This window comes from Mesorhizobium sp. M5C.F.Ca.ET.164.01.1.1, assembly GCF_004792125.1.
Classification (GTDB): Bacteria; Pseudomonadota; Alphaproteobacteria; order Rhizobiales; family Rhizobiaceae; genus Mesorhizobium; species Mesorhizobium wenxiniae.
On sequence record NZ_SRTG01000001.1, the window covers coordinates 2,806,799 to 2,823,407 of the forward strand.

14 protein-coding genes are annotated in these 16,609 nt (G+C 63.5%); 3 read left to right on the plus strand and 11 right to left on the minus strand.

Going from position 1 to position 16,609, the window contains the following annotated elements:
- Positions 1-19: 19 nt before the first annotated feature.
- The 5 genes from EN807_RS13750 to EN807_RS13770 are packed head-to-tail and all read right to left on the minus strand — an operon-like array spanning position 20 to position 5,010.
- Positions 20-1,306 (minus strand): TRAP transporter large permease, encoded by a 1,287-nt coding sequence (locus EN807_RS13750; RefSeq protein ID WP_135935297.1) that lies wholly within the window; start codon positions 1,304-1,306, stop codon positions 20-22.
- Positions 1,303-1,833, minus strand: coding sequence for a TRAP transporter small permease (locus EN807_RS13755; RefSeq protein WP_065006974.1), 531 nt, complete (start codon positions 1,831-1,833; stop codon positions 1,303-1,305). Before EN807_RS13755 ends, EN807_RS13750 begins: the two co-directional genes overlap by 4 nt.
- Positions 1,834-1,838: 5 nt before the next feature.
- Complete coding sequence (gene dctP / locus EN807_RS13760) at positions 1,839-2,834, minus strand: TRAP transporter substrate-binding protein DctP (protein WP_065006973.1); 996 nt, start codon at positions 2,832-2,834, stop codon at positions 1,839-1,841.
- A 50-nt stretch (positions 2,835-2,884) separates the two neighbouring features.
- Positions 2,885-3,829, minus strand: a complete 945-nt coding sequence (locus EN807_RS13765; RefSeq protein WP_065006972.1) for a hydroxymethylglutaryl-CoA lyase — start codon at positions 3,827-3,829, stop codon at positions 2,885-2,887.
- On the minus strand, positions 3,826-5,010 hold the full coding sequence (locus EN807_RS13770) for a CoA transferase (RefSeq protein WP_065006971.1): 1,185 nt from the start codon (positions 5,008-5,010) through the stop codon (positions 3,826-3,828). Before EN807_RS13770 ends, EN807_RS13765 begins: the two co-directional genes overlap by 4 nt.
- Positions 5,011-5,066: 56 nt before the next feature.
- Here EN807_RS13770 and EN807_RS13775 point away from each other — a divergent pair, with 56 nt between their 5' ends.
- Positions 5,067-6,035 (plus strand): LysR substrate-binding domain-containing protein, encoded by a 969-nt coding sequence (locus EN807_RS13775; protein ID WP_135935298.1) that lies wholly within the window; start codon positions 5,067-5,069, stop codon positions 6,033-6,035.
- 455 nt (positions 6,036-6,490) lie between these two features.
- Complete coding sequence (locus EN807_RS36515) at positions 6,491-8,647, plus strand: hypothetical protein (RefSeq protein WP_246684087.1); 2,157 nt, start codon at positions 6,491-6,493, stop codon at positions 8,645-8,647.
- A gap of 1,118 nt (positions 8,648-9,765) precedes the next feature.
- Here the strand turns inward: EN807_RS36515 and EN807_RS13790 are convergent.
- From EN807_RS13790 to EN807_RS13810, 5 genes are read right to left on the minus strand one after another with little or no spacing between them, the layout of a single operon-like run.
- Positions 9,766-10,503 carry an MOSC domain-containing protein gene (locus tag EN807_RS13790; RefSeq protein WP_135935300.1) on the minus strand — a complete coding sequence of 246 codons (738 nt, stop codon included), beginning with the start codon at positions 10,501-10,503 and terminating at the stop codon, positions 9,766-9,768.
- 25 nt (positions 10,504-10,528) lie between these two features.
- A complete protein-coding gene (locus EN807_RS13795) occupies positions 10,529-12,160 on the minus strand; it encodes a dipeptide ABC transporter ATP-binding protein (protein ID WP_246684154.1) in 1,632 nt (543 codons plus the stop codon).
- Positions 12,161-12,201: 41 nt separating this feature from the next.
- On the minus strand, positions 12,202-13,029 hold the full coding sequence (locus tag EN807_RS13800; protein WP_135935302.1) for an ABC transporter permease: 828 nt from the start codon (positions 13,027-13,029) through the stop codon (positions 12,202-12,204).
- Positions 13,026-13,967, minus strand: coding sequence for an ABC transporter permease (locus tag EN807_RS13805; protein ID WP_135935303.1), 942 nt, complete (start codon positions 13,965-13,967; stop codon positions 13,026-13,028). The genes EN807_RS13800 and EN807_RS13805 overlap by 4 nt, the downstream gene beginning before the upstream one ends.
- Positions 13,949-15,145 (minus strand): C45 family peptidase, encoded by a 1,197-nt coding sequence (locus tag EN807_RS13810; RefSeq protein WP_135935304.1) that lies wholly within the window; start codon positions 15,143-15,145, stop codon positions 13,949-13,951. The genes EN807_RS13805 and EN807_RS13810 overlap by 19 nt, the downstream gene beginning before the upstream one ends.
- A gap of 135 nt (positions 15,146-15,280) precedes the next feature.
- On the opposite strand from EN807_RS13810, the gene EN807_RS13815 reads away from it, so the two are divergent.
- Entirely contained in the window at positions 15,281-16,213 is a 933-nt protein-coding gene (locus tag EN807_RS13815; protein WP_189522408.1) for a GntR family transcriptional regulator, read from the plus strand.
- A 115-nt stretch (positions 16,214-16,328) separates the two neighbouring features.
- Here EN807_RS13815 and EN807_RS13820 read toward each other — a convergent pair whose 3' ends face one another.
- Entirely contained in the window at positions 16,329-16,514 is a 186-nt protein-coding gene (locus EN807_RS13820) for a hypothetical protein (protein ID WP_135935306.1), read from the minus strand.
- Between the last annotated feature and the right edge of the window lie 95 nt (positions 16,515-16,609).

Genomic DNA, 16,609 nt, shown 5'->3' on the forward strand with positions numbered 1-16,609 from the left:
CTTGTGGTCAAAATCTGGGCTATCGCCCGAATCCTGCGCTTGTCGGCAGCCACAGCGACAGTTGCGGGAAGGCCCAGATCAGCACGAGCCCGCCGATCAGCAGCACCACATAAGGCGAGGACCCACGGATGATCTGTGACAGCGGTGCGTTGGTGATGCCCTTGATGACGAACAAATTTATCCCGACCGGCGGCGTGATCAGCGCCAGTTCCAGATTGATCATCAGCATGACGCCGTACCAGATCAGATTGACGTCCAGCGCCACCATGGCCGGCAGGATGATCGGCGTGGTGATCAGGATAATGGCGATGGTTTCGAGGAACATGCCGAGCACGAAGATCGCCAGCATGACCACCAGGATAAATCCAGTTTGCGACAGGCCGAGCGCGGTCACACCCTCCATAATCTCGGCCGGCAGGCGGATGATCGTCACCGCATGGCCGAACAGTCCCGCGCCGGCGATGATCATGAACAGCATGGCGCTGGTGCGCATGGTCTGCCAGGTGCAGTCCCAGAGATCTGCCGCCGATAGGTTGCGGTAAACCAGAAGCGCGACGAGAAGCGCGTAGACCGCGCCGACAGCCGCCGCTTCCGCTGCGGTGAAAATGCCGAGATAGATGCCCCCGAGAATTATGGGCGGCATCATCACGGCCCAGATCGACTTCAGGAAGGCGGCAAGCACCGCCTTCGTTCCGGGCCAGGCCTTTGTCTTTGTCTCGCCATGTGCGTTTGCCTGGAACCACGAGAACACGGCGAAGATGGCGGCCATGATCAGCCCGGGGATCATGCCCGCCAGGAAGAGCGCGCCTATCGAGGCGTCGGTGACAATCGCATAGAGGATCATCGGCCCTGACGGCGGGATGAGGATGCCGAGCGTGCCGCCGGCTGCGATAATGCCGTAAGTGTCGCGCGGGCGATAACCAAAGCGCTGCATCTGCGGGATGGCGGTCGAGCCGATCGTCAGCGCGGTCGCGACAGACGAGCCCGAAATCGTGGAGAAGATCGTGCACGACAGAATGGTCGCGAAGCCCAGCCCGCCCTTGATGTGTCCGACCAGCCTGTTGGCCATGTCGTAGAGATCGTCGACCACCTTCGCCTTGATCATGACATGCGCCATGAAGGCGAACATCGGGATCGTAGCCAGCAGCGGGTTGTTGAGGCTGGCGAACACCGTGTCGGCGATGGAGTCGATCCTGCCCTCGTAGATCATCAGGATCGCCGCGGAGGACAGGCTCAGCGCCGCGAAGATCGGCATGCCCGTCATGAGTAAGAGGACAAGAAAGCCAAGGATCAGAAATATCGTCATGGCCGCTTCTCGCCAAACAGCCTGAGCATCGCAGCCAGGGCGGCGAGCCCGATCAGGACCGCGCCGACGACCATTGTCAATTGCGGGATCCACATTGGCAGGCTGAGATAGCCGGACGAATAAGCGCCGAACTGGCGCGAGAACACGACCGTATGCCAGGAGGCGACGAGCAGCAGCGCCGCGAAAACAAGCACGCTGGCGAGCGACCACAATTGCAGCCACCAGCGCCCCCTGGGTCCGAGATGATCGAACAGCAGATCGATCCGGATATGGTCGCCGCGCCTCAAGGCCTCGGCCGCCCCGAACATGACGATGGCGACCACCAGGAAGCCGGTCGCTTCGTCGACGCCCATCAGCGGCCTGCCGAGAAAGTAGCGGTTGAAGACGCTGACGGCGGTGATTGCCAGAACTACGAGGATCAGCAGCGCGCTCAACGCTCCGCCAAGGCGCGAAATCGCCGCAGTGGCGCGTTCTGGAAATGAGGAGGCGCGCGGCGCCTCCTCATCGGTCGAGATGTCCTCCAACATGGCAGCTACTGGATCTTCTCGATCAGGCCGAGCAGCGTCTTGCCATCCTCGCCGGTCTCTTCAGCGAATCCCTCCGCAAAGGCCGGCTGCATGGCCGCCTTCAATGCCTCGTTCTCGGCATACGTGGCGATATGGATTTTGACGCCCTTCTCCTCCAACTGCTTCGGCGCGTCGGCCGCGGCCTGGATAGAGGCGTCGAGCGCCCATTGCGAGGCGGCTTCGCCTGCCTGCTTGAGCGCCGCTTTGGACTTGTCGCTCAGCCCTTCATACCAGGCGGGATTGACATAGCCGTGCAGATAGGCGGCCAGCACAGGCACCACCGTCATGTGATCCTGCACTTCGAAATATTTGCGCGAATAGGCAGCGGCGACATCGGTTATGGCGGCGTCGATGACACCGGTCGCCAGCGCCTGATAGACTTCACTGCCGGGCATGGCAGCCGTGGTCGCGCCCATGGCCGTCAGGCCTCGGTCGAAAGCGGGACCGATTCCGCGCATCTTGATTCCCTTGAAGTCATCAGGTGTAACCAGTGCCTTGCCCTTGGAGGTGAACACGCTGGTATTGGTCTGGAACATCCACGCGATGTTCTTGACGCCCTTTTCGGTCAGCTTCGCCTCCAGGAAGGCCGCAGCTTCGGACGAAGGCCATTTCTTCCACGCCTCGATAGAGGACATTGTGTAGGGGCCGACCGTGACGTTCATGATCGGCAGCGTCTTGCCCCACTGGAAGTTGAGCGAGAACGCGCATTCGATGTCGCCCTTGGCGACAGAAAGGATGTTGTCGTTGGCCTTGACCAGACTGTCGGCGCCGAACACCTGAACGTCGATTTCGCCCTCGGATAGCTTTTCGACCTCCGCAGCCCATTTGTCGACGACGATGGCGATATGATGCGCAGGCGGCAATTGATGGCTGCAGCGCATTGGCGTTGCTGCCTGCGATACGGTGACGGCCGAGGCCGAGAGCAGCAACGTGGCTGCGAGCATCGCTGTGTAGCGGTTCATGATATTCCTCCCTTGGTTTCTTGAATAACGTTCCGGGCCTCCACTCCCGGTCAGGCGCGCCAGTCGAGCGTGCGGGGGGGTCCCGCGCGCGCGATGGCACCATAGAACTTCTCCTTTGGCAGGGCGTGTTCCGGCACGGACCGGACGGCGGCCAGCGCGTTGAGGTCGATGCCGGTCGCGAAGCCTTTGGTCTCACAGAGGAAGACCAAATCCTCGAAGACGACGTTGCCGGTCGCGCCTGGTGCGAACGGGCAGCCGCCAAGTCCGCCCAGCGATCCGTCGAGCACGCGGCAGCCGGCGTCGAGCGCGGCCGAGGCGTTGGCGATCCCCATGCCGCGCGTGTCGTGGAGATGGACGACGAAGGCCCCGCCGCCGGAAAGACGCGCCATGGCTGCCGAGAGCTCCGCCACCTGTCGCGGTCCCGCGAAGCCGACCGTATCGGCGATGCCGACGATGTCGGCGCCCGCCTTCATACAGGCCGAGGCCAGCCGCAGCACTTCGGCTTGGTCGACCCTACCGGCGATGGAGCAGCCGAACGCCATGGCGATGCCGGCGTTCACGATCGCCTTGTGGCCGCGCTCGTCGCGCATCCGTGCCACCGTGCGCACCAGATCGATCGCCTCGGAGCGCGAGCGGCGCATATTGGCTTGGCTGTGCTCCTCGGTCGCCGAGATCACGCAAACGACCTCGTCGACCTCGGTCTCGAACGCGTCGGCCGCGCCGCGCTCGTTGAGCACGAGGGCCGCCGAGCGCGCGTCTTGAAGCCGCGAGGCGGCGTCGATCATATCGCGGAGGTCGGCGAATTGCGGCATGCGGCTCGCCGGCAGGAACGAGCCCACCTCGAAATGGCGCACGCCGGCGGCGTGTTCGCGCGCCAGCCATTCGCGCTTGTCATCGGTCGACGGCCAGGTCTTCACCAGTTGCAGCCCGTCGCGCAGGCCGACCTCGCGCAGGCTCACCCGGTCGGCGGGATAGGCTGCGGCGACCCGGCTCATGCCGCTTTCCTCACGGAGCCCTGCGCCTTGCCGATCGCCTCGGCGTCGAGACCGAGCGATCCCAACACCGCGCCCGTATCCTGTCCCAGTGCCGGCACGTCGCCGCCGCCCGTCAGCACGACCCCGTCGACGTCGAATGGCAGCGAGGGAGCGCGGAAGCTCTGGCCGTCCGGCAGCCTCGATTTCGCCAGCCCTCCCGGCCGCATCACATGCGGGTCCGAGTACATGTCGGACGGCTTGGCGATCGGCGAATAGGGGATGCCGAGCTTTTCGAACGCCTCGGCAAGCTGTTCCGACTGACGCGATGCGATGGCCCTTGCCACAATGGGAATCGTGCGGTCGCGCGCCTCGATCTGATCCATGCGCTCCTGCAGGCCGGGGTCGGCAAGCAACTCGTCGAGCCCAAGCAGCCGGCACAGCGCCGTCCATTGTCCCTCGGTAACGGCGCCGACGAACATCTGGCGGCGGTCGGCCGTGTCGAAGATGTCGTAAACCGGCCATGAGAAAGTGCGCTCGGGCATCGGCGGCGGGTTGGTGCCCTCGAGCTCGAACTGCACCATGTGCTGAGCCACCAAAAGCAGGCAGTTCTCGAACAAGCCGACGCGCAGGCTCCGGCCCTTGCCGGTCTCCTTGCGCTCCATCAGCGCTGCGAGCACGGAGAATGCCCCAAACAACCCGCCCATGATATCGTTGGCCGAGGAGCCTACCCGCAGCGGCCGTCCGGTCGGCCCGGTCATGTAGGCGAGGCCTGTCATCATCTGGACCACTTCATCGAGCGCCGTGCGGTCCTGGTAAGGGCCGCTCAGGAATCCCTTGTGCGAAGCGACGATCAGGCGCGGATGGCGGGAACGCAGTTCGTCGAGATCCGCGCCCATTTTCGACAGCGAGGCGTCCCGGAAGTTTTCGACAAAGACATCGGCGGTGGCCAGCAGCGCGTCAAGCGCGCGGCGTCCGTCGTCCGATTTGAGATCGAGCTGGACCGACTTCTTGCCGCGGTTGAACAGCGGGAAAAACGGTCTTCCCATCCCCGTGAGATTTCGCGTCTTGTCGCCTTCCGGCGGCTCGACCTTGACCACCTCCGCTCCCAGCATGCCGAGGAACATGCCGCAGGACGGACCCATGATCATGTGGCTCATCTCGACTACCCTGATCCCCTCCAGGGGTCGGAAGTTCTGGTCCATCTAATCCTCCTCGAACGTCCGTACGCTAGCGTTGCCGACGCCGTCGGAAAATCATAATGTTTCTAAGCCACCTTTCGAAAATCCAGAAATCGCCGATGGACTCGCGCCAACTCCGCTACTTCGCCGCCATGTACGAGCAGGGCACGCTGTCCAATGCGGCCGAGACCTGCCGCGTCGCCGTGTCAGCGCTCAGTCACCACCTCGCCAATCTCGAGGCGGAGTTCGGCGCGCCGCTTTTCGTGCGCAAGCCGCGCGGCCTGCAGCCCACCGCGGCCGGCGAGCGGCTCTATGTTCACGCCAAATCGATCCTCAAAGCGATGTCGGCGGCCGAGAAGGACATACGCGAGGCCGGCACCGAGATCTCGGGCGAGGTTTCGGTGGGCATGGCCTATTCGGCAGTCAAGGCGATCGGCGTCGATCTCGCGCGACGCGTCGTGTCCGACTATCCCAAGGTCCGGCTGTCCCTGTCGGAGAGCCTGTCTGGTTCGACGCTGATGCATTTGATGGCGTCGGAGGTCGACATCGCACTGGTCTACAATCCGCCTGCCGACCCGCGCCTGAAGACGCAAGCCGTGCTGGAGGAGCAGATGGTGCTGGTCGGCACCCGCGCCATCATCGGCGACAGCGATGCGCCGGTCCGGTTCGCCGACATTCTCGATCTGCCGATGATCTTGCTCAGGCAGGGCATCTCGGCCCGTGCCCTGATGGACGACACCAACCTTCTCAAGAAGCTCGAAGGCCGTGCCAAGCTGCAGATGAACTCTGTCCACGCCATCGGCGCGTCGCTAGCCGCCGGCCTCGGCTGCGCCATCGGCACCAAACTATTCATGTACGAGCACATCGAGAGCGGCCTGCTGCATTATCGTCCGATCGTCGAGCCGGAATTGTCGCGCACGCTCTATGTCTGCGAGATGGCCGACCGCCCGGCGACCTATGCGCTCGAGGCTGTTCGCAGCCTGATACTTGACCTCGTTCGCCACTCGGTCATGGAGGGGCGCTGGGAGGCGCGCATAGTCAAGCCCTAGTCATCTGAAAAGCGAATACACTGACGGTTGTCTGTCAATCGAAAGATCGGAGGCGTGTTGCCTCCGATCTTTCGATTGAGGTGCCGGTTGACCGTGAAGGTCTGTGACCTAGCTTAAATCCCAGGAGGACCGTCCTAAGCCGGAAATGGCGGAATGGTTCGCACCGTGAGAGGAACTCCCGGGACGTTGTGATGCAGAGGTGCAAGTCGGCTTTTCAGAGCCTGTGCTCCCTTGGTGGCCGACAATCGGCGGCCACGGCATCTTCAAGTTTCGTTTCAAAAAAGTCATCTGCGCCGGCATGTCTATCAGCGCGCGACCGGCGCTCCGAACACCGGAGGGACCTCGAAGCAGTGACAGCTTCGAAAGCGATCGAAGGCGTTAGCCAGCACCAAGGCGAGGGGCCAAACACCGCTTCACGTACTTGAGAATACACCCAAAACCGCACAGGCACGGCAATGCCAAATTATCTTGCCGAAATTTATGCAAACGATGCAGATTTCGCCGTCCTGGGCGGGATAGCAATACTTGCATTGGTGGGCCTCTATCTTGTGCTCCGGCGTATCCTTATCGCGGTGCAACGGCGTCGCCTCAAATCAGATGTGAGCGAAGGCGGATCTGATCCCCCCGAGGAGGCATCTTGGGATTGGGAAAGCCCGGTCGACCTTGCAACCGAGCCTGCTTCTTCTCAGGTTGTCGTGCCCTCAGACACGGCAGACCTGGATGATCGGCGTCAGGATGCCAATTACCTTCGCTTCGGGGTGCGAATCGAGTATTTCGACGTAATCTCCGAAGATTGCGAGAGTTCGTCTGTGGCCCAGACCAACGCTTTCGCTTCCGCAACGAACATACCCCAATCCGGCCGCCTTGCGACATCGGTCAGAGAAATCGCTGGCTATGTTCGTAGGCAGGTGGCGGCTAATCTTGCCGCCGTAACTAGTCCAGTATTGAGGGCTCTGAGCCGTATGCCGACACAACTCGCCCCCGCGGAACGTGGGGAGTGCGGGTCAGCATGGGACCAATTGGGTCATAAGGCTTCCCCGCGCAAAATTGCTCAGTTGGCCAATCCGGCGCATCGCGGTTTGAATGTCACAGCTCAAAGGGGAGGGTTCAGCCTGAATCCCGAGCCGACCATCGTAACGGCCTCCCCTCCTCGCGTTCGCAAGCCGATCGGTCTTGTGCCCCGCTTGGGCGTCGCCGCAATCTGTCTGGCCGTGCCGCTTAGCTATGCGATGACGAGACAAAACTGGGTCGAAAGCGCCCCCGCCATTTCGCGGGCCCAAGGCACGCGTGTCGACTTGCTCAGCCCGGATCTTAAGGCTGCCCGGGCGCAACTCGGGGCGGCCGGTGGTCAGGCAGTCGCCGCAGGGGAATTGGGCGGCCAGGAGTACCGGGTGGCGGAAGGCGAAGGCGCCAGGAGCGCTGCTCTGCAGGGAGCACTCCTCGAGTCGCGCAAGCAGATCGATGCGCTGAGGACAAGCATGGCAGCCTCCGACAACGCACGCGAGGAGCGATTGCGCAACGAGCTCGCGGTAGCCCGCACACTTGACGCATTGCGGCGCATAGCGGGAGATGCCCGCACAATGCTGAGCGAGGCCACCAATTATGTCTTTACGGAGATGCCCGCTGCTCATCTGGAGCGTCAGCGAGCCGAATGGCGGGCGCGCGATTTGTCGCGAGCGAGGGCGAAAATTGAACAGCTTGAGGCCGAGGCCGCCGAGGATCGCGCCAAGGCCAAGGCTTCGCTGGCGCAAGCGAGCGGAATGCTCGGCGACGAACGCCGGAAGTCCGAGAACCTTCGTGGCGACCTCGCCGAAGTGAAACTGTCGAATGCCGCGCTCATGGAGCGCGCGGAAGCGGCTGAGCAGGAACGGACCGGTGCAGTCACAGCGAGAGAACGAGTGAAGCAGACCGCAGCCGAGACGGAGGGCGCGCTGGCTCGAGAACGCGCTGCAGCAGCGTCGATTCGTGAGGAGCTAAAAAAAGCTCGCCTCGAGCGCGACGCGGCTGAACAGGAACGAGCCAGAGCGGTGTCAGCGAGAGATCGTGCCGAGCAGACTGCAACCGAGGCGGCACAGGCTCTGGCACGAGAACGTGCTGCAACTGCGTCGACGCGTGACGAGCTGGAAAAAGCTCGCCTCGAGCGCGTCGCAGCTGAACAGGAACGAGCCAGAGCAGTCGCAGCGAGAGAGCGTGCCGAGCAGACTGCAACCGAGACGGCGCAAGCGCTGGCACGAGAACGCGCTGCAGCAGTCTCGACCCATGAGGATCTCGATAAGGTTCGCCTCGAACGCGCCGCCGCCCGAGCACTTTTGGTACGGGTCACCAGGCTGAAGGAGGCTCTGGACCAGCAACGTGAAGCCAATGTTTCACTTGCCCGCGACCTGGCTGCGGCGCGCGCGGACAATGACAGGCTCAGGGCTGAGCGTCGCAGCGCGCAGGTTGAGCGGCCGCTGAAGCCGCGCTCTGGCCGCGCAGCAGCCGCTACCAGCCCGGTGAAGGCTGTCAGCCAGAAGACTGCACGCAGCAAGGTTCGCAACCCGTCGCGGATTACCCGGGTGCGTTCTCTCACGCTTCCCTATTCCCTCAGGCCAAGACACGCGACATTGGAGTGATTTCCAAAACGACAGCGCGGTCCTCCTATCGAAGGCCTTCGGAAGGCATTGCCTCGCACCCTCTCACGACGCCGCAGCCACTTCGGGCAAAACAAGAAGTTATGCCAGGATGAGATCACCCGTTCGAATCATCCTGCTCTCGTCGGCGAGGAGTCTGCGCGATGCCCTATGTCAGCCCGATCACGCCGCCAGTCGCGTTCAATTCGCATTTGATCGGCGCCTGCCGCGTCTCCACCTTGCCTTGCCGTACATAGTCGATGCTGACCTCAATGGGAGCCAAGATCGTATCCGGGCTCAACTGATGTATGGACCCTGCGCTGCTGACGCGCACACTGGTCGCGCTAAACGGGGCGGCGGCCGACTCGATTGCATCATGGCAGGCGCGAACGACTTCATCCGGGACGCCCGGCAGCGCTTTGATTGGACTGACAATTGATGGGCTGGCGATGTCGCTGGGAGGCTGGAGGCTGGGCGGAAGGCCGACCGACTGTCCGGCCTCTATGGACGGGACGACACTGACGGCAGTGGCGGTCGTAGTTGCCGCCACTGCCGCCGTTGCAGCGGTGCTGGTTCCATCGTCGTCCACCGGTGAACTACTGCTGGTGCCGCTGGGCTTGCCGCCAGGTCCTTTGTGCGGGCCGCCTTTGCGGCCTTCACCGTGATGGCTGCCAGCGCTATTGCCTCCGCCATGGCTGCCAGCGCTATTGCCTCCGCCACCATGGTTGCCAGCGCTATTGCCTCCGCCGCGCTGGCCGCCGGCTGCAGCTCCTGCGCAAGCTACCGCGATCGAGCAAACGAATGCGAAATATGCCCAGCTGGATTCAGGGGATTGACGCACGACCACCTCCATAAAGTGCGTCGGTCCAACCGTCTTTCCGCGGCATGCAGTCAGGACGGCGCAACCGCCGCCGCCCCCAGGCAAACTCGCGACTAAGGCGCCCACCGAGGTAAACTAGGGGATGAATCCGGTGTATCAAGGACGCGGTGCGTAGTGGCCGGCATCAGCAGCGAGTTCGGCAACAACGCATACTCCGCATAGCCGCCATCGAACTTACGGCCCATCTCACCCGTCAGCCGCCACGACGTGCCGCCGCCCGGCACCGAAAGCTGGAAGAAGGTCAGAATTCGTTCAGGGTGACCCTGTCGCCCAGCCTGACCTTGCCCGGCTGCACGACCTGGCAGAGCGCGCCGAAGCCGCCTTCGCCATGGCGCGCTATGGTTTGCAGCACTGCCGGTTCGAAGGCGAGATCGCCTTGCGCCAGCGCCGTGAAGGTGCAGCGCGCGCACGGTTCTGAGATCATGATCCGCGCCTCGCCGATCGAAAACACTTTGCCGATGATCTGCTGTTCGACCAAACCGTCCCACGATGCGTCGGTTTCGATCACGATGTTGGGCCGGAACCGCCTCGAATCCACTTGCGAGGAATCCGCAAGCAGACCGGCAAGCCGGTTCATCGAGGCTGTCGTGACGATGTGGATGTCGGCGCGCTGATAGCGTGGCGCGATATGATCCTGGGCTTCCGAGCCGAAGGGGACGTGTGGGTGCAGCACCGCCGGGAAATCGAGGAAGGCCGAAACCAGCTCGCCTGCGAGGCTGGAGCCGGCATCGATCCAGAAGCCATCGTCCAATGCGATTTCCGGCCTGTCGCCCCGCAGCCTTGCAAGCAGGTTCGGCAGCGGCCGCCAATGTTTTAGCTTCTCCGGCGCGGCAACAATTCCGTCGCGCCGGTCGACGACGCCCCAGATCCGGTCGCCCGGAATCCCGCCTTCCGCAAGCTCTGTCCAGTCCAGCCGTTCGCCGCCCATCGAACTGACGGGATATCGCCAGATTTCCTTGATGTGGCCGAACGGTGTCATGGCGCCGAGACGAGCCGTGTCGCCGTCATTGCGCCACTGCCTTGCGTGCGCCAGCGCCGTCGGCGAAACGGCGATCGATCAGCATCGCCGCATCGAGAAGGGCGCGCGTATAGGCGTGGCGCGGCCGGTCGAAGACGTCGTCGCGGTCGCCGATCTCGACGATCCTTCCGTCCTGCATGACGGCAACCCGGTCGGCAACCTGCTCCACTGCACCCAGATCATGCGAGACGAACAGGCAGGCGAAACCGTAGCGTTCCTGCAACGACCGGATCAGAAGCAGGATTTGTTTCTGCACCGTCATGTCCAGCGCCGAGACCGGCTCGTCGGCGACGACGAAGGCCGGTCGCCTGACGATCGCCCGCGCGATTGCGACGCGCTGGCGTTGCCCGCCCGACAGCTGATGCGGGAAACGCTCGAGAACGTCGCGCGTCAGTCCCACTTCCTCGATGACTTCATCCATGCGCGCGGTCCGCCGCTTGCGATCCAATTCGGTGTCGAGCTTCAACGGCTCGGTGACAATCTCGGCAATGGACTGGCGAGGGTCGAGCGACGAATAGGGGTCCTGGAAGACGATCTGCATGTCGGGACGCTGCGCACGCGCGTCAGCCGATCGTTTATTCGCAATCGCCTTGCCAAGAAACGAGATCGTTCCGCTGGACGGCCTGACGAGGCCGACAATGGCGCGCCCGAGCGTCGTCTTGCCGGAGCCCGACGCGCCGACCAACGCCAGGGTTTCGCCGCGCCGGATGGCCAGGTCGACGCCGTCGACGGCGCGCTTCGGCTCCGCGCGCGCAAACAGCCTGGGACGGCCCGGATAGTCGATCACGACATTGCTGATCTCGACCAGGGGCGGGCCGTTGACGGCTCTTCTCGATCCGCCGGCGCTGCGCTTGGGAAGCGCATCCACCAACCGCCTGGTATAGTCATGCTGCGGTGTGTGAAGGACGTGGGTACTGCTTCCTTGTTCGACCGCCTTGCCTTCGCACATCACCGTCACGTTGTTCACATAGTGGGACACCATGCCGAGGTCGTGGCTGATCAGCAGGACGGCGGTTCCATTCTCCCGCGTCAGCTCGACCATGAGGTCGAGTACGTCGCGCTGCACCAGCGTGTCGAGCGCCGTGGTCGGCTCGTCGGCGATCAGCAGGCGCGGTTTGAGCAGCATGACCGATGCGAGCATGATGCGTTGGCGCATGCCGCCCGAGAATTCGTGCGGATAGGCTGCAAGGCATTTCCCGGGATCCTTGATCTGGATCCTCTCCAGCATCGCCAGCGAGCGGTCCTTTATCTCGGCGCGCGATATGTCGCGATGCAGGCGAAGCCCTTCGGCCATCTGCTCGCCGATGGTGACGGCGGGATTGAGCGAGACCATCGGCTCCTGGAAAACCATGCCGATCTGTGCACCGCGTACCTGGCGCAGCGCCTTTGCGGCTAGGCCGGTGAGCTCCCGTCCTTCGAAGCGGATGCTGCTATCCGGCGTCGTGACCAGCGGGGCAGGGAGCAGGCTCAGGATCGAGCGGGCCGCCATCGTCTTGCCCGAACCGGATTCGCCGACCAGCGCCTGCATGTCACCGGGGGCGAGATCGAAATTCAGCTCGTCGACGATCCGCTTTCCCGATGGTCCGACCGAGATCGACAGGTTGCGCACTGAAAGCATCGTGTTGTTGTCCCCGGCTGGCACGAGCATGTTTCCAGCACCTACATCTTCGGGTCGAGCCAGTCGCGCACCGCGTCGCCCAGCATGTTGATGCCGAGCAGCGTGATCGAGATGCAGAGACCCGGCAGGATAATCAGATGCGGCGCCTGGCCGATATAGGGCCGCGCCGTCGACAGCATGTTGCCCCAGCTGGGGGCCGGAGGCGGGACGCCCAGTCCCAGAAAGCTCAGTGCGCTTTCCGACAGGATAATCCAGCCGAACATGGTGGTGGCGAGCACGATGATCGGGGCAACGCAATTGGGCAGCACATGCCGCGCCATGGTGATGATCTCGCTGTTGCCCATCACCCGCGAGGCCTCGACATATTCCCGCTCGCGAATGGACATCACGGAGGCCCGCACCACGCGCACCACGATCGGCATGTAGGCAAGGCCGAGCGCAACGATGATGCCCTCGCGGCTGGCGCCGATCACCGCCATCAGGCCGAGCGCCAGAAGCAGGCCAGGGAAGGCGAGGAAGGCGTCGTTGACCATCATGATGGCGCGATCGACCCAGCCCCGCAGGAAACCTGCGAGAACGCCGAAGAGGGTGCCGGTGATCAATGCGAAGGCGACCGTCGCAAAAGCGATCCAGGCGCTGGTCCGCGCGCCGCTGGCGAGGCGGCTGAGCACGTCGCGGCCGAATTCGTCGGCGCCGAGCAGGTGCACAGGCGAGGGCCCGCTGAGGCGCGACGGCAAATCGAGCTTGAGCGGATCGTAGGGCGCGATCCACGGACCGAACACGGCCAGAAGGATCAATGCCCCGGTGACTGCGATCCCGAAAATCGCGTTGAATTTCAGACCGGACCGGCCGAGCGCACGGGCGATCATGCGGTAACTCTCGGATCGAGCAGCGGGTAGATCAGGTCGACGAGAAGATTGACCGCGACATAGATGAAGGCGACGAACAGCATCGATCCCTGAATCACGGGATAGTCGCGGGCATAGATCGCGTCGACCAGCAGCCGGCCGAGGCCGGGAATGGTGAAGACGGTCTCGATGACGACGATGCTGGAAAGCAGGCTGCCAAGCACCAAGCCGATCAGGGTCAAGGTGGGCGCGAAGGCATTCTTGAAAGCGTGGCGCCACATCACCGCGCTTTCCGAAAGCCCCTTTGCCCGCGCATGGGTGATGTATTCCAGGCGCGCCACCTCGATCGTGCTGGCCCTGGCCATGCGCGCAATCGGGCCGGACTCGACGAGCACCAGGGTGACCACGGGCAGGATCACATACAGAGCGGCTTGCGCGAAGTCGCGGCTGAAGGGCACATAGCCGACGACCGGCAGCCAGCCGAGATAGAGGCCGAAGATCAGCATCAGCATCAGCCCCAGCCAGAAACTGGGGATCGAGAGCAGGATGGTCGAGGTGGCGACGACAGTGACGTCGCGGAGACTGTCCTGCTTCCAGGCGGCCAGCATGCCGGCAGGCACGGCGATCGCCGAGGCGACAAACACGGCGAGAAAGACGATGGTCGAGGAGACGGCGAAACGGTCGAGGATCAGCGGCAGCACCTCTTGCCCGCTGCCGATCGAGCGTCCGAAATCGCCTGAAAGGACGCTGCCGGCCCAGATCAGATATTGCACCACCACGGGCTGGTCGAGCCCCATCTGATGCCGCATCGCATCGACCTGTCCGGGCTGCGCGAGGTCGCCCAGCATCAGCGTCGCGGGATCGCCGGGGACAAAGCGCATCATCACAAACACCGCAACCGATACCAGGATGAGGGTCGGTACGGCGCTGGCGATCCGGGTCAGGACAAAGCGGACCATCGTTTCTCCTGTGATATCGAAGATCTCTCCCGCGCCGGCACTGCCTTCTCCGCGCGCTCAAGGATCTCGTCTTCGATGGTGAGTTCGTAGCGGGTGAATTCGCGGTTCCTGGCCGGCAACGGCGCGATCTCCATGACGCCGGCGGCTGGTTCGAAGACGATCATCGCCACCGTCGCCGAGAGATTGCCGCCTTCCTTCCTGATCTGCGGGCGGCACACGCTGAACGGCGAAGCGAAGCCGTCGAACAGGGCTTCCTTCAGGTCGTCGATGGTGATGTCTCCATGCCGCGCCGACAGATGCCGGCGCACGCGGTAGTCGCGATAGAGACTGTCCGGAACGTCGCGAAGCCCGGTTTCGCGCAGCTTAGACAACGCCACCGGGCTCTGCCAGTGATTGGCGTGGACGATCATCTCTTTGTCAGGATAGATGGCAAAGTTCTCGTCCGGGGCGCATTCGAAATCGACCGTGAACCCTTCGGCGGTGCTCAGGATCATGTTGTTGGAGCCGGATTTCGGCGTCGTCGCCACCACCTTGATGGCATGGGCGAAATGCTGCGCCTCGAGAGCCCGGCGCCGGATGAAGGGAAGCGGAATTCCGATCCCGCGATAGTCGCGGTCCGATTCGAGATAGTTCGCGGTGATGCCGATGCCGACCGAGTTGAAGCCGCTGCGCGCCAGTCCGCCGGCTTCGGTGAAGGTGAGGAGGTCCGGCCCGTCCGTTCGCCGGATGCGCAACACCACCGAGGTCTCGGCGCATTCGGCCTTCCAGTCCCAGTTCTGGCCATGGATGAGCCTCCCGTTCCGGGTTGCCTCCGGCAGGATCGCCGCGCCCGTGCAGCCGTCGGGCTCGTCGTCGGAAATGCCTTTCTCGCGCCGGGCGAGCTGCAGGATTTCGGTACGCGCATTGACCAGGACGATCGAGGGCAGGTCGACATTCGCGCCTGACGCAATTCCTTCCATTTCCTCGACGAGATCGGGCGCCCATTGCCGCAAGCGGGGCAGGAAGATGCCGGAGAACCGCCCGACATCGTCCCGCCTGAAGCCGAAACGGTCGAGCTGCGCGGCATAGAGGGCTACCGAAGCGCCGATGCGCCCGCGCGCCTGTTCGCCATAGGCCATGCCGCGCGCTCTCGGCGCTCCATCGATCTCGACAAGCGGAAATGGTGCGACTGTTGTCATCAAGTGGACGCCTCAAACTGGTGTGAGTCCGGATACTAATGCATTTTGATTGAATGAAAAGCAGGAAAATTCGCTAGATTGCCAGTTCGAACTGCGTGGCGCATATCTATAATGCGAACGCTTGAGGAAGTGGATATGAACGAAACGATGATCGACCGGCCGGCACGCAGCGAGGCGGCCAGTCCGCTGCAGATCGATCTGGCGCGGCGGATCCTGGAGCGGATCAGGGATTCGGGCTGGACGGTCGGAACCCGCGTCTCGGTGCCGGACCTTGCCCGCACGTTCGGCGTTTCGCGTTCCCCCGTCAGCGCGGCGCTGGAACTGCTGGTCGCCCAGGGCATCTTAAGTCCCTTCGAGACGAGGGGGCTGCAATTGGCGCGCGATGTCGCCGACCTTGACCCGGAGGATATCCTGCCCAGCTCTCCGCTTGAGGAGCTTTACCGCAGGATGATGCGGGAGCGCGCGCTCGGCCAACTGCCCCAGGAGGTGTCCGAGGCGGAATTGATGCCGCGCTATCAGGTGTCGCGCGGCGTCGTGCGCAAGCTCTTGCTCCGCTTTGCCGCCGAAGGGCTGGTGCAGCGTCTGCCGGGGCATGGCTGGCGTTTCGCCGACACACTTGTAGGCGAGGACGCCTACCGGGAAAGCTATGAATTCCGGATGGCCGTCGAATGCGCGGCGCTGCGGTCGCCCATATTCAATGCGGCTCCTCAGCAGCTGGCGCCGGTCCGGCGCGCTCACGAGCGCATCCTGGCGATCGTGTCGACAGGCAAGACACTGATCGGCGGCGACGAATGGTTCCGGATCAATGCATCCTTTCACGAAGGGCTCGCGGCCTGCTCCGGCAACCGGTTCCTGGCCGATGCGGTGCGCCAGCAGAACAATCTGCGCCGCTTGCAGGAATCCGCGGGTTTCGAGGAACTGCCGGCGGAACGCATCGAGCAGTCCTGCCGGGAACATCTGGCCATTCTCGATGCCGTCGAAGCGGGCGAGATCGAATGGGCCGAGGCGCTGCTCCGCCAGCATCTACGGCAGGCCTCCGAGTTCGCTTCGCCGCAGCGCTCGATCTGATGCCTGCCGGCGACGGCACCGCGCGCTGGCCACTCGGCCGCGCAATGCCCCGACATACGGCACTGAGCGATCTGGAACGAGCGTCTCCCCGATCGCTTCACGTCAATCCGCTCCGTCAAATGTCGGAATCGAACGCTTTAGGACCGATTTTCAGCGGCGCATCATTTTCATCCGGATTGGGGACGGGAGCTTCGTCGGGAAGTCTGTCCGGATCCGGCTCACGCACAGGCTTCGGTTCAGGAAACGGCGGTGGCGTGGGCGCCGGAGTGGGCGTTGGTTCCGGAGTGGGAAGAATGGCCATGGTGTGATTTCCTTCCGCTCGCTGCACTCTGCCTTGACGGGTCGCTGACGTCGGCCGGATTTTGACGCCACCCGTTTCGACGGTTTCGCTCTAGA